This is a genomic window from Rhodovulum kholense, assembly GCF_003053725.1.
GTDB classification, from domain to species: domain Bacteria; phylum Pseudomonadota; class Alphaproteobacteria; order Rhodobacterales; family Rhodobacteraceae; genus Rhodovulum; species Rhodovulum kholense.
This window is the reverse complement of record NZ_QAYC01000004.1, coordinates 310547-323622: the sequence shown is the minus strand read 5'-3', so window position 1 is coordinate 323622 and position 13076 is coordinate 310547. Positions and strand designations below refer to the sequence as shown.

Genomic DNA, 13076 nt, shown 5'->3' with positions numbered 1-13076 from the left:
ACGTTGGATATGCCGGCCCCAGGCCGCGTGATAGGCTTTGTCAGGCCCGCAGGGGAGGATCGCGGGCCGGAAACGGGGAGAACCCCGAAGGGAGGAGACATGAAGACCACCTTGATCGGCGCGGCTGCGGCGGCCGTGCTTGCCATGCCGGCCTTCGCCCAGGGCGCGGACGTGCCCGACAATCTGGAAAAGCTGGGCAATTTCCAGACCACCGGCACCACCGAATTCACCTATGTCCCGCAGGAGGGCGCCTTTGCCGACGGGATCCGCAAGACGCTCGAGCGGATCACGCTGCCCGAGGGCTTCAGGATCGGGCTTTATGCCGTGGTGCCGGATGCCCGTCACATGGCGGTCGGCCCGCAGGGCATCGTCACCTTCGTCGGCACCCGCAAGGACAAGGTCTGGGCGGTCACCGACCGCAACAAGGACCGGGTCGCCGACGAGGTGAAGGATTTTGCGCCCTCGCTGAAATTCGCGATCCCGAACGGGCCCTGCTTTTCGAAGGACGGGTTTCTCTACATCGCCGAACAGAACCGCGTGCTGCTGTTCCCGGCGGCCGAGTTCTTCTACGAAAGCCCCGATGTCGCGGCCTTCAATCTGGTCAAGCAAGGCGAGCTGATCCCGCCCGAGGAAGAAAGCTACAACCACACCGCGCGGGTCTGCAGGATCGGCCCGGATGGCAAGATCTACATCTCGCTCGGCCAGCCCTTCAATGTCGCGCCGCCGGAAAAGCTGGACCTTTACCGCGAGGTGGGGATCGGCGGCATCATCCGGATGAATACCGACGGCACCGGGCGCGAGGTCTATACCTATGGCATCCGCAACTCGGTCGGGCATGATTTCGACCCGGAAACCGGCGATCTGTGGTTCACCGACAATCAGGTCGACGGCATGGGCGACGATATTCCCCCCGGCGAGCTGAACCACCAGACCGAGATGGGCCAGCATTTCGGTGCTCCGTGGTATGGCGGGGGCGATGTCCGCACCAACGAATATGCGGGCCAGGACGTGCCCTATGACGTGGTGATGCCCGCGGTCGAGATGACGGCCCATGCCGCCGATCTGGGCATGACCTTCTATTCCGGCAGCATGTTCCCGGAAGAATACCGGGGCGCGATCTTCTCGGCCCAGCACGGGTCGTGGAACCGCACGACGCCGGTCGGGGCGCGGGTCATGGTGACCCATGTGGCCGAGGACGGCACCGCGACCTCGGAACCCTTCGCCGAAGGCTGGATCGACGGGAACGGCGAATATCTGGGCCGGCCGGTCGATGTGGCGCAACTGCGCGACGGGTCGATCCTGGTCTCGGACGATCTGGCGGGGGCGATCTACCGCATCTGGTACGAGGGGATGTGATGAAGGGCCTTTCGGCCCTGGCGCTGGGCGGGCTGATGCTCGCCGGCGCCGCCTTCGGCGATGCGCCCCCCGGCGATCTCGAGGCCGGGCGCAAGGTGGCCGGGCTTTGCCGGGTCTGCCACGGGTTGCAGGGCGTGGCCCAGGTGCCGATCGCCCCGCATATCGCGGGCGAGCCGGTCAGCTATATCACCCGGCAGCTGGCCGCCTTCCGGTCGGGCGCGCGCGAACACGAGATGATGACCGTGGTCGCGCGCGGGCTGACCGACACCCAGATCGCCGATGTCGCCACCTGGTATTCCGCCCATACCGCCCGCGCCAGCCTGCCGCCGGGCGCCGACGGCTCGGCCGCACCCGCGCTTTGCGTCACCTGTCACGGCGAGACCGGCATCGCGGTCAATCCCGACGCCCCCAATCTGGCGGCCGAGACCAACATCTATCTCGCCACCCAGCTCAAGGCCTTCCGGTCGGGCAAGCGCCGCCACGAGATCATGTCCGGGATCGCCGCCGACCTGACCGACGACGAGATCCGCGCCTATGCCGACTGGTATGCGGCGATGCAGCTGGAGGTGACCGAGCCGGGCGCCCCCGGCCCCTGCGGCGCGGCATGCTAGCCCCCCAAACTGACCGGGACCTGAAGGCCCAACCCCTTGTCTCTACACAATGAATTGCCTTGCACGGGGGTTTGGTCGGGCGCAGGTTGCGCCCGTTCCGGCGCCGGGGTCAGACCCCGTGCCGCCCGCCCAGTCAACCGCCCAGCAAGGAGACGGAAATGTCCGAGACCAACGCCAGCGACCCCGCCAGCCCCGAGGCCTATTCCTTCCGACAGAAACTCGCGCATTGGGGCGTGGTCGTCCTCGTCGCGGCGCAATACCTAGTCTTCGATGCCATCGGCCGCGATTTCGGCCGCGGCATGAAAACCGGCGAATGGGTCTATTCGCCCGCCGCCACCGGCCACATCCTCTTCGGCTTCGCGATCCTCGCGCTGATGGTCTGGCGGCTCAAGCTGCGCCGCGACGAGGGCGCCCCCGCCCTGCCCGCCGCCGAACCCGGCTGGGCCGCGACGCTCGCGCGCCTGACCCATGGCGCCTTCTACCTGATGCTGCTGGCGATGCCGCTGGTCGGCGCGGCGGCCTGGTACCTGCAATCGGGCAGCGCGGCCGAGATGCACGAGGCGGCGGCGAACCTGCTGATGGCGCTGATCGCGGTCCATGTCGCGGCCGTGGCCGTACACCAGTTCCGGTGGAAAAGCAGCATCCTCAGCCGGATGATGTGACCCGGAGCGCGCCTTCCGCGCCGACCGCTCCCTGACCGGCAGGGAAGGCGTGGCGCGGCCCGCGGGCCGATCTCTCTCCCCCGGGCCGCGCGTATCCCGTCAGGCCGAAAGAGCCGCTTCAAGCCGGACCCATTCGGCCTCGGAGCCGGGCAGGCCCAGCCGCAGCCAGGTCGCCGAATAGGGAAAGATCCGCGACCAGATCCGCGCGCGCCCCAGCCGCGCCTGTGCCGCCCCGGCATCGCACGTGTCGTAAAGACGAAACAGCGCTGTGCCGCCCAAAGGCCGCCATCCCGCCGCCTCGGCCAGCGCGTCGGCCCGGGCCGTTTCCGCCATCAGCCGCGCCCGACTGGCCTCTCGCCACCCCGCATCGGCCAGCGCCAGCGCCCCCGCCTCAAGCGCCGGTCCCGAGACCGCCCAGGGTCCCGCCCGGCTTGCCATCGGCGCGATCAGCGGCTCCGGCCCCAGCACAAAGCCCAGCCGAAGCCCCGCAAGCCCGTAGAACTTGCCGAAGGACCGCAGCACCAGCACATTGCCCGGGCAAGCCCCCGGCAGCAGCGACAGCGCGGGATGCGGATCGGCGAAGCTTTCGTCGACGACCAGCACGCCCACCGTCCCGGCGATCCGCACCAGCGCCTCGGGGGACAGGCGCCGCCCGTCGGGATTGTTGGGGTTCACGATCACCGCCAGCCCGGCCCCGGCCAGCGCCCCGGAGTCAGAGACCGTCTCGACCGCACGGCCCACCGCCTCGAAGGCGCCAGCATATTCGTTATAGGTGGGGCCAAGCACCCGCACCGGCCCCTCGGGCGCGATGACGGGCAAAAGCTGGATCGCCGCCTGCGCGCCCGCCAGCGGCAGCAGCGGCCAGCCGGTGCCATAGGCACCCCGCGCCGCCCCGGTCAGGCGGTCCATCGCGGCCCGGCCCGGCAGGTCGCGCAGCGCCGAGGCCGAGGCCGGCGGCGCCGGATAGGGCACCCGGTTGATGCCGGTCGAGAGGTCGATCCAGTCGCCGGGCGCCCCGCCGAACCGCTTGATCGCCCCCGTCAGATCGCCCCCGTGATCGCGTCCGCCTGCCACCTCTACCCTCCAAACGCCCAGACCAGCGCCGCCAGCCCCAGCGCCAGCACCGCCATCGCCTGCAGATAAAGTCCAAGCCCCCGCCACAGGTCGCGCGGCTCCGGGTCGGGCGCACCCGCGTTCAGCCAGGGCTCGTCGCTGACCCTGTCGCCATAGATCCGCGGCCCCGAGAGCCGCAGCCCAAGCCCGCCCGCCATCGCCGCCTCGGGCCAGCCGGCATTGGGCGAGCGATGCGCGCCCGCGTCCCGCGCCATCGTCTTCGCCGCCCGGACCGGGTGCCGCGCCACAAGGCAGAACAGCGCGCCGGTCAGCCGCGCGGGCAGCAGGTTGGCCAGATCGTCCAGCCGCGCCGCGACCCGGCCGAAATCCTCATAGCGGTCGTTGCGGTGCCCGATCATGCTGTCGAGCGTGTTCACCGCCTTGTAGCCCGCGATCCCCGGCAGACCCAGCAGCACACCCCAGAAGACCGGCGCGACGATGCCGTCCGACGCATTCTCGGCCAGGCTTTCCAATGCCGCCCGGGCCATCCCCGCGCGGTCGAGCCGCGCCGGATCGCGCCCGACGATCATCGACACGGCCTCGCGCGCGCCCGCCAGATCGCCCGCCGCCAGCGGCCGCGCGACCCGGGCCACATGATCGAAAAGGCTACGCGTGGCCACCAGCGGCGCGGCCAAAAGCCCGGTCAGGACCGCGCCCGGCCAGCCGCCGGGCAAGATCGACGCCAGCACCCAGGCGGGCAGGACCGCCGCCGCGACCGTGACCACGACCGTCAGCCCACCCAGCCGCCTGCGGGTTGCGGGCGCGGCGCCGGGGCGGTTCAGCCGCATTTCAAGCCCCGAGATCAGCGCGCCGATCCAGGTCACCGGATGGCCGATCCGGGCATGAAGCCTGTCCGGCCAGCCCACAGCCCCCTCGACCGCAAGCGCCACCAGCATCGCCGCCGCACTCATCGTCCGCCTCCTGTCCTGAACCGCAGCACCCGGCCAAGCCCCGCCGCGCGCAGGGCCGCCTCGGCCTGCCGGGGCGCCTCGCCCGGCGCGAACAGCAGGCCCAGCGCCGTGCCGGTATGGGCCGCCACCAGCCCGAGCGCGCCCAGATCGCGCCCCAGCGCCCAGATCGGCGCGGGGTCCGGACCACCGCGCAGCGCATGACAGCGCCGGGCGCTTTCGGTCGCCAGCCGCGCCCGGCCGGCGCGATCCGGCGTGACGCGCCAGGCCGCGACCAGATCCGAGATATCGGCAAAGTCGGTATCGGCCGGGTCCGTGCGCCGCCCCGGCCCCGCAAAGCCGCCGACGATCTCGAAGCCCGGCCCGGGGGCCACACGGCCCAGCACCCGCGCCGCGCGCGGCGCCCAAAGCAGCGCCTCGGGGACGGGATGCATCAGCGGATCGGTCGCGCCCTCCAGCGCCAGACAAAGGGCTGCCTCGGTGTCTGGCGACAGCGCCATGGGCGCGAGACAGCGGATCGCCGCCAGCAGCGCCGCGGTCGAGGCACCCGCCCCGCCGCCGGGCGGCATCGCCGCAGACACCCGCAAACGCCCCGGCGCGATCCCAAAAAGCCGCGCCAGACGCGCCACCTGCCCCGGCGCCAGCACCGGCCGCCCGCCCTGCCAGAGCCCCGCCATCCGCCCCGGGTGCCAGACCGCGCGAACCTCCAGCGCCGGACAAGGCACGGTGACCAGCGCGATAGGGCCGTCGGGGCCCAGCCGTCCCTGAAGGAACTCGCCGAAATGACCCGCCACCCGGGCGCCGCGGCAGGCCGGACCGGGACGGGATCGGGAAACGGGACGCAGGACAGGCGGGCTAGCGGGCATCGGACCAATCGGGCGGCGGAACCGGCCTTCGCAATGGCATTCCCGGCGCGGGGATGCAACGGGCACGGCCCGCCAGGGCCCCAACCCGCGAAGCCGTGCGGCTGCAGGGATGCGCAAAGCCCGGCCGTGTGCGGAGACCGGCCGAAGGCGAGGCGCTTCTGGCGCGACCCCCCGATTGGGGCACCCCGATTGTCTCTCCGACGACACTCGCGCCGGATCGACCGCCCCCGCGAAAACCTTCCCATCCGAACGGCGCGGGTCCGCAGCGCAGAAACCGGGCGTCACACGCATGCGAAAACACGCGCCGGGCCAGACCACGATCTCAGGCTTTTTCATCTTCGAAACAATCATATGAACCGAGGCTCCTCCGGTCCGCGCCGCGACCGGCAGACGCGAACGGGGGCCAAACGGCGCCACATTGCCTCATTTTTGATCGGCATCGGCAGAGACCTGCTTCATCAATTGGCCAGGCGCGCTACAATCTTGAAGCGAGGTGATGTGTATGCGTTAACCTTGCCGTCGAAATACCCATGCGCTATCCGAAGTTGCGAAAAGCGCATTTCAGTTCTTTCTTTGCCGGACCGGAGCCGAATGATCAGCCGCCACTCCATCGGATCTGAAATCGCCGACGACCGCGTTTCCTGCGTGACCGGGTATTCCGCGATCCTTCCCGGCGCGGACGGGATCGACGCGGTCTGGCGGGTGCTGAGCGAGGGCCGCTGCACAATCTCGGACATGCCCGAGGACCGCTGGAGCAAGGCACGCTGGATGTCGCCCGAGCCCGGGCTGGCCGGGCACAGCTATTCGCAGCGCGCCGGGATCGTCGCGACGGCCTTCGATTTCGACGCCGGATGCTTCGGCATCACCCCGCGCGAGGCCGAGCAGATGGACCCGCAGCAGCGCCTGCTGCTGGAAGTGACGGCGCGGGCCTTCGATCATGCCGGGATCGACCCCGCAGCGGTCGCGCCCGAGCGCGTGGGCGTCTTTATCGGCGCGGCCTCGCTCGATCATTCGACGACCATGTTGCAGGACCCCGACATGGCCGGGCCGCAATACATGCTGGGCAATACCGGCTCGATCATGGCCAACCGGATCTCGCATCTGTGGAACCTGCAAGGGCCGAGCTACATCGTCGACACCGCCTGTTCCTCGGGGCTGTTCGCGCTGGACCAGGCACGGCGGGCCATCGCCTCGGGGCAGATCGACACCGCCATCGTCGGCGGCGTCAACCTGCTTTTGTCGCCGATGCCCTTTGTCGGTTTCTCGCAGGCGGGCATGCTGTCGCCGCAGGGGCTGTGCCGGGCCTTTGCCAAGGGCGCCGACGGCTATGTGCGCAGCGAGGGCGCGGTGGCTTTCGTTCTGGAACGGCTGACGACCGCGCAGGCCGCCGGGCGGCGTGTCCGGTCGGTGCTGGTGGCGACCGCGGTCAATTCCGCCGGGCGCACCCCCGGCATCGCGCTGCCCTCGGCCGACCGGCAGGCCGCGCTGATCGAGGCGGCCCTGGCCGAGGCGGGCTATGACCCCGACGCGCTGGCCTTTGTCGAGGCGCATGGCACCGGCACCGCCGTCGGCGACCCGCGCGAGGCCGATGCCATCGGCCGGGTCTATGGCCGCCGCCGGGCGCTGCCGCTGCCGATCGGATCGGCCAAAAGCAATTTCGGCCATCTCGAACCCGCCTCGGGGCTTGTCGGGCTGCTGAAGGCGCAGATGGCACTGGACCGCCAGACGATCCCGGCGACGCTCCATTGCGACGAACCGAACCCGGAAATCGACTTTGCCGGGCTCAACCTTGATGTCGCGCGCTCGGCCCGGGCGCTGCCGCCGGCGGGCCGGCCCTGGCTGGCCGCGGTCAATTCCTTCGGTTTCGGCGGCGCCAACGCCCATGCGGTGATCCGCCAGCCCCGGCCGGAGGAAAACGCCCCCGATGCCGAGGCCGCGAGGCTGCCGCCCGCATTGCTTCTGTCCGCAGCCAGCGAGGCCGCACTGACCGAGCTCGCCCGGTCCTGGCACGCGCTGGCCGAGGCGGCCCCGGCCGATCTGGGCGCGCGGATCGCCACCGCGAACTGGCGCCGCGCGCGCCACCGCCATCGCCTGTGCTTGCCTGCGGCGAGCGCCGATGCCCTGGCGGACGGGCTGGGGGCGTGGCTGGGCGACGCGCGGAGGGCCGCGCCGGGCGCCAGCGCCGAAACGACGCTGCGCGACGCGCCGCTGGCCTTCGTCTATGCCGGGAACGGTGCGATGTGGCCGGGCGCCGCCCGGACCCTGATGGAAACCGACGCCACCTTCCGCACTGTCTTTTCCGAGATCGCAGCGGACTTCGCGGCGCTCGGAATCCCGGGCCTTGCCGACAGGCTGGCCGATCCCGATCTCGAGGCGAGGCTGGGCGAGGCCGAGGTGGCGCAGCCCCTGACCTTCGCGATCCAGGTCGCGCTGACCGAGGCGCTGGCCGAGGCCGGGCTGCGGCCGGGTGCCGTTCTGGGCCATTCGATGGGCGAGGTCGCCGCGGCCATCGCGGCAGGACGGATCGCCCGCGACGACGGCCTCCGGATCATCGCGCATCGCTCGCGCGCCTTCGAGCCCCTGCGCGGCAAGGGCGGCATGGCGGCCTTCGCCGGCCCCCGCGACCGGATCGAGGCGCTGATTGCCGATCACGGGCTGGCCGCCGAAGTCTCGGCCGAGAACGCCCCCGAAAGCATCACCGTCAGCGGCACCGGGGACGCGCTGAAGGCGCTGGCGCGCATCGCCCGCAGCCATCGCATCGCCGGCCGCATCCTGCCGATTTCCTATCCCTATCACTCGGCAGCGGTCGAAACGCTGCGGCCCGCCCTGACTCGCGGCCTGGCCCGGATCGCGCCCCGCGACGGCACCGTGCCGTTCTATTCGGGCTGGGACGGCACCCGCTATGACGCGCCGCTCGACGGGGTTTACTGGTGGCGCAACGCCCGCCTGCCGGTGGCCTTCCGCGAGGGCGTCCGGGCGATGGCCGAGGACGGCATCCGCGTCTTCCTGGAAATCTCGCCGCGCACGGTTCTGCGCACCTATCTGCGCGACACCCTGGCCGAGCTCGACTGCGAGACCCGGGTGCTGGAAAGCCTCGATAGCGCCCGGTCCGAAGAGCGCAATGCGGGCAGCATCGCCCGCGCGGCGCTGGCGGCGGGCGGGGCGGTCGACCGCGCCCGCGTCCTGGGCCCCGAACGGCCCGTGGCCGACGGGTTGCCCGACTATCCCTTCGACCGCCAGACCTACCGGCTGGACAGCCCGGTCGCGGCCGACATCTTCCACCGCCGCCCGCAGCATCCCTTGCTTGGTGCCCGCCTGCGCCCCGACAGTGCTGAATGGGAGGGCGAGATCGCCCTGACCCGCATCCCCTGGCTGGCCGATCACCGGGTCGGCGGCCGCGTGCTGCTGCCCGCCACCGCCATGGTCGAGATGTTCGCCCATGCCGGTTGCGAGATCCTGAAATCCGACGAGATCGAGTTGCGCGACGTCGAATTCCTGCGCCCTCTGGAATTGCCCGAAAAGGGCGCCGTGCCGGTCCGGCTGGTCCATGAACCGACGGCCCGGCGGCTGCGGATCGAGGCGGGCGGGCCGCGCGCCTGGGCGCCGGTGGCCGTGGCCCGACTGTTCGCCGCGACCGGCACCCGCCCCGCACCGGTGACCGCGCCCGAGGCGATGGGCGCGGCCGGACCGCTTTACGACGGGCTCCGGGCGGCCGGGCTGGACTATGGACCGGCCTTCGCCCGGGTGACAGTGCTTGACCGCGACGGCCCAGCGGTGCGCACGGCGCTGGCGCCCCGCGACGCGACGCGGGGCTTTCGCTTCGACCCGGCGCTGGCCGATGCGGGGCTGCATGGCGCGGTCCTGCTGCTTGAGGGCCGCGATGCCCGGCTGCGGGTGCCCGCCCGGATCGCCAAGGTGCGGGTCTGCGGGCCGGGCCAGATCATCTGCGCGCGGCTGAGCCGCGCGGGCGGCTGGGACGAAAGCCTGGCCTTCGATATGGTGCTGGCCGACGCGACCGGCACCGCCCTGCTGGCCTTCGAGGGGCTCCGGCTGAGGCCGCTGCCCACCGGGGCGGCCGAGCCGCACCCCTATTGGGACGAACGGCTGGTGCCCCTTGCCGGAGGCGGCGCGGCCGGGATCGCCGCCGCTGCCGAGGCGGCCTGCCGTCCGGACCAGCCCCCCAGCGATGCCGATGTGCTGCGCGCGGCGCTTGGCAGCCGTTTGGCCTGGGACCGTGTCGCGACCGGCGCCGACCCGGCCGATCCGCGCCATGACATGGCCCGGCACTGGCTGGCCTCGACCGGTCACGGAGAGGGCGCGCGGCAGCTTTCGGCCGACTGCCCCTGGCCCCCGACTGACGCACTTCTGGCGATGCTGCCCGAGGTCGCGCCCGGCGCCTCGGCCGAGCTGAAATCGGCGCTGGCCGCCGCCGCAGACGAAGAGCGCCCCGCCGACCCGCTGCCGCTGGCCGCGCGCACGCTGGAAACCCTTTTGGACGGCACCGCGCCCCTGGGCCGGATCGCGCTGGCGGGCGCGCTCGATCTGGGTCTGGTCGCGGCGGCGCTTAGGGCGGGTGCTCACGTCACCGTGCTGGCCGAGGATGGCGACGCGCTCGACCGGCTGCGGGCGCGGCTCGACACAAGGCTGCCCTTGCGGTTTCTCGCGCTGACCGAGGCCCGGGCCGCCGATGCCGCCGATCTGGTGCTGGGCTGCTGCCTTGCGCAAAGCCTTTCCCAGCGCGAAAGCGCCGGGCGGCTCGCGGCGATGGTTGCGCCCGGCGGCTCGCTGATCGCGACCGAAGAGGCGCCCGATCTTTTCGCACTGATGACGCTTAGGCATCGCGACGCCGACGCGCTCGACCGGCTGGAACGTGCCTTCCATGCCGCCGGGCTCGACACTGCCAGCGGCACCGCGCAGGGCTCCGAGGCGCTGAGACTGATCCGCGCCACCCGCCCCGCCGCCCGCGCCGAAGCCCGGCCCGCACTTGCCCTTACCGGCACCGGCCCGCTGGCCAAGGCGCTGGCCGCGCTGCCGCCGGGCTCCGATGCGCCGGTGGCACTCCATTGCACGGCGATCGACGGCGACGACCCGCTGGCCGCCGCCCGGATCTTCCGCGATCTGCCCGAAACCGACGGCCCGCTTTGGATCGCGGTCGGGGGCACCGACCGTTGGGAGGAACTGACCGGCTGGCGCCGCGTCGTCGCCAACGAAACCGGCCGCGACATCCGCCTGATCTGCGCCGACAGCGACATCGCGCCCGAGAGGATCGCGGCACTGGCCGCGACCTCGCCCGAGGCCGAGATCCGCCTGACCGCCACGGGCGCCGCCGCGCCGCGCGTCGTGCCGGTCAAGCCGCTGGCCCCCGAGGCCGGCCCGCGCCGCCTGGTGGCCGAGCGCCGGGGCGTGGCGCTCGACGGTCTGGTCTGGGCCAATCTGCCCGACCGACCGCTGCAACCGACCGAGGTCGAGATCGAGGCGGTGGCTTCGGGGCTCAACTTCCGCGATGTGATGTGGGCGCAGGGCGTGCTGCCCCCCGAGGCGCTGGAGGCCGGATTCTCGGGTCCCTGCCTCGGCATGGAATGCGCGGGCGTGGTGACCCGCGCGGGCGCCCGGGCCGGGCTGAGCCCCGGCGACCGGGTGATCGCGATGGCGCCCCATGCGATGGCCAACCGGGTGATCACCCGGGCCGAGGCGGTGATGCCGCTGCCCGAGACGGTCGATCTGGAAACCGCCGCCGGGCTGCCGGTGGTCTTCGTCACCGCCGATTACGCGCTGACCGAGGTGGCCCGGCTTGCCCCCGGCGAAACGGTTCTGGTGCATGGCGGCGCGGGCGGCGTCGGGCTTGCGGCGTTGCAGGTCGCCCGGCGGCTTGGCGCCCGGGTCTTCGCCACGGCAGGCAGCCCCGCCAAGCGGCGGCTGGTGACGGCGATGGGCGCCGAGGCCGTGTTCGACAGCCGCAGCCCCGGTTTCGAGGACGCGGTGATGGCCGCCACCGGCGGGCGCGGGGTCGATGTGGTGCTGAATTCGCTGGCGGGCGAGGCGATGGAACGCTCGCTGGCCTGCCTCGTGCCCTTCGGCCGCTTCGTCGAACTGGGCAAGCGCGACCTTTACGAAAACAACGTCATCGCGCTGCATGCCATGCGCAACAATATCGGCTTTCATGCGGTCGATGCCGACCAGTTGCTGCTGCACCGGCCCGATGCGGCGCGGCGCACACTTGAACGCCTGCGCGAGGCCTTCGCCGAGGGGGTCTATCAGCCACTGCCGGTCACTGCCTACCCGGCCGAGGACGTGGCCGAAGCGATCCGCACGATGCAGCGCGCGGCCCATGTCGGCAAGATCGTGTTGTGCGCGCCGAAAGACCGGGGCCCGGCCCGCCCGGCGGCCGCACCGATCCGGGGCGGCTGGCTGGTCGTGGGCGGCACCCGGGGCTTCGGGCTGGAAACCGGGCGCTGGCTGGCCGCGCAGGGCGCCGAGCACCTGTGGCTGATGAGCCGGAGCGGCGCGGTCGCGCCCGAAACGCTGGAGGGCCTCGGCGTCCCGGCCGAGGCGCTGGCCTGCGACGCGACCGATACCGCCGCGCTTGACGCGGCGCTGGCGCAGATCCGCACGGCAGAGGTGCCGCTGCGCGGGGTGGTCCATGCCGCCGCGATCTTCGACGACGCGCTGCTGGCCGATCTCGACGAGACGCGACTGGCGGCGGTGCTGAGGCCGAAGCTTGTCGGCGGTCAGATCCTTGACCGGCTGACGCGCGGCGATGCGCTCGATCACTTCTGGGTCTTCAGTTCCATCGCGGCGCGGTTCGGCAACCCCGCGCAGGCGCCCTATGTGGCGGCCAACCGGGGGCTTGAGGGCCTTGCCCGCGCGCGGCACGAAGCCGGTCTGCCGGGGCTGGCCATCGCCTGGGGGCCGATTGCCGATGCGGGCTATCTGGCGCGCGAAACCGGGCTGCGCGAGACGCTGGCCAAGCGGCTGCCGCCTATGACGACCGAAGCCGCTTTGCGCCGTCTGAGACAGGTGCTGGCCGCCGGGGCCTCAGGCCCGACCCTGACCGTCGCCCCGATGGACTGGTCGCGGATGGCCGGCACGCTGCCGGTGCTGGGCAGCCCGCTGTTCGACCTGATCGACATCCGGGCCAGCGCCGCCGGACCCGGCAGCTTCGATCTGGCCGCGCTGCTGCAGGCCAAGGGGCCAAAGGAGGCGCGCAAGGTGCTGACCCGGCTGCTGGTCGAGGAGGCGGCCCAGCTGATGCGCGCGGCGCCGGGCGACATCGACCCGCGCCAGCCGCTGGAGCTGATGGGCTTCGACAGCCTGATGGCGATCAACCTGCGCATGGCCGCCGAAGAGCGGCTGGGCGTGACCGTGCCGGTCATGTCGATCGACGAGGGGCTGACGCTGACCGGGCTCGTCAACCGGATCATCGAGGCCAGCGGCGCCCCCGAGGCCGAGGATGCCGTGGTCGAGGAAATGGCCCGCCGTCACCTGGCCGACGGGACGCTCGACAAGAGCCAGCTGGACGAGATCAGGAAGCTCGCCCAGGGCAGTGCGGGAGGCCGTTGA

Annotated in this window: 7 protein-coding genes; 4 read left to right on the top strand and 3 right to left on the bottom strand. The window is 72.1% G+C overall.

Annotated features, from left to right (window positions below; translation table 11 throughout):
* Positions 1–99: 99 nt before the first annotated feature.
* The 3 genes from C8N38_RS07990 (at position 100) to C8N38_RS07980 (ending at position 2629) form a co-directional block, all read left to right on the top strand.
* The gene (locus tag C8N38_RS07990; RefSeq protein ID WP_108025889.1) at positions 100–1356 is read left to right on the top strand and encodes a PQQ-dependent sugar dehydrogenase; all 1257 of its coding nucleotides are present in this window, start codon (positions 100–102) and stop codon (positions 1354–1356) included.
* A complete protein-coding gene (locus C8N38_RS07985; RefSeq protein ID WP_108025887.1) occupies positions 1356–1967 on the top strand; it encodes a c-type cytochrome in 612 nt (203 codons plus the stop codon). The genes C8N38_RS07990 and C8N38_RS07985 overlap by 1 nt, the downstream gene beginning before the upstream one ends.
* Before the next feature lie 158 nt (positions 1968–2125).
* Entirely contained in the window at positions 2126–2629 is a 504-nt protein-coding gene (locus tag C8N38_RS07980; protein WP_108025885.1) for a cytochrome b, read from the top strand.
* A 99-nt stretch (positions 2630–2728) separates the two neighbouring features.
* Here the strand turns inward: C8N38_RS07980 and cobD are convergent, their stop codons facing one another.
* Genes cobD through C8N38_RS07965 form a run of 3 tightly spaced genes read right to left on the bottom strand, consistent with a single transcriptional unit; the run spans position 2729 to position 5444 of the window.
* Positions 2729–3703 (bottom strand): threonine-phosphate decarboxylase CobD, encoded by a 975-nt coding sequence (cobD, locus tag C8N38_RS07975; protein WP_108025883.1) that lies wholly within the window; start codon positions 3701–3703, stop codon positions 2729–2731.
* Positions 3704–3705: 2 nt separating this feature from the next.
* Entirely contained in the window at positions 3706–4653 is a 948-nt protein-coding gene (cbiB, locus tag C8N38_RS07970; RefSeq protein WP_108025882.1) for an adenosylcobinamide-phosphate synthase CbiB, read from the bottom strand.
* Positions 4650–5444 (bottom strand): propanediol utilization protein, encoded by a 795-nt coding sequence (locus C8N38_RS07965; RefSeq protein ID WP_245895599.1) that lies wholly within the window; start codon positions 5442–5444, stop codon positions 4650–4652. Before C8N38_RS07965 ends, cbiB begins: the two co-directional genes overlap by 4 nt.
* A gap of 663 nt (positions 5445–6107) precedes the next feature.
* Here C8N38_RS07965 and C8N38_RS07960 point away from each other — a divergent pair.
* Positions 6108–13076, top strand: coding sequence for a type I polyketide synthase (locus C8N38_RS07960; RefSeq protein WP_158272330.1), 6969 nt, complete (start codon positions 6108–6110; stop codon positions 13074–13076).

Excerpts from the sequence above, each read along its gene's own strand:
- cbiB (WP_108025882.1), bottom strand. The coding sequence starts at position 4,653 with ATGAGTGCGGCGGCGATGCTGGTGGCGCTTGCGGTCGAGGGGGCTGTG.
- C8N38_RS07980 (WP_108025885.1), top strand. The coding sequence starts at position 2,126 with ATGTCCGAGACCAACGCCAGCGACCCCGCCAGCCCCGAGGCCTATTCC.
- C8N38_RS07990 (WP_108025889.1), top strand. The coding sequence starts at position 100 with ATGAAGACCACCTTGATCGGCGCGGCTGCGGCGGCCGTGCTTGCCATG.
- C8N38_RS07960 (WP_158272330.1), top strand. The coding sequence starts at position 6,108 with ATGATCAGCCGCCACTCCATCGGATCTGAAATCGCCGACGACCGCGTT.
- C8N38_RS07985 (WP_108025887.1), top strand. The coding sequence starts at position 1,356 with ATGAAGGGCCTTTCGGCCCTGGCGCTGGGCGGGCTGATGCTCGCCGGC.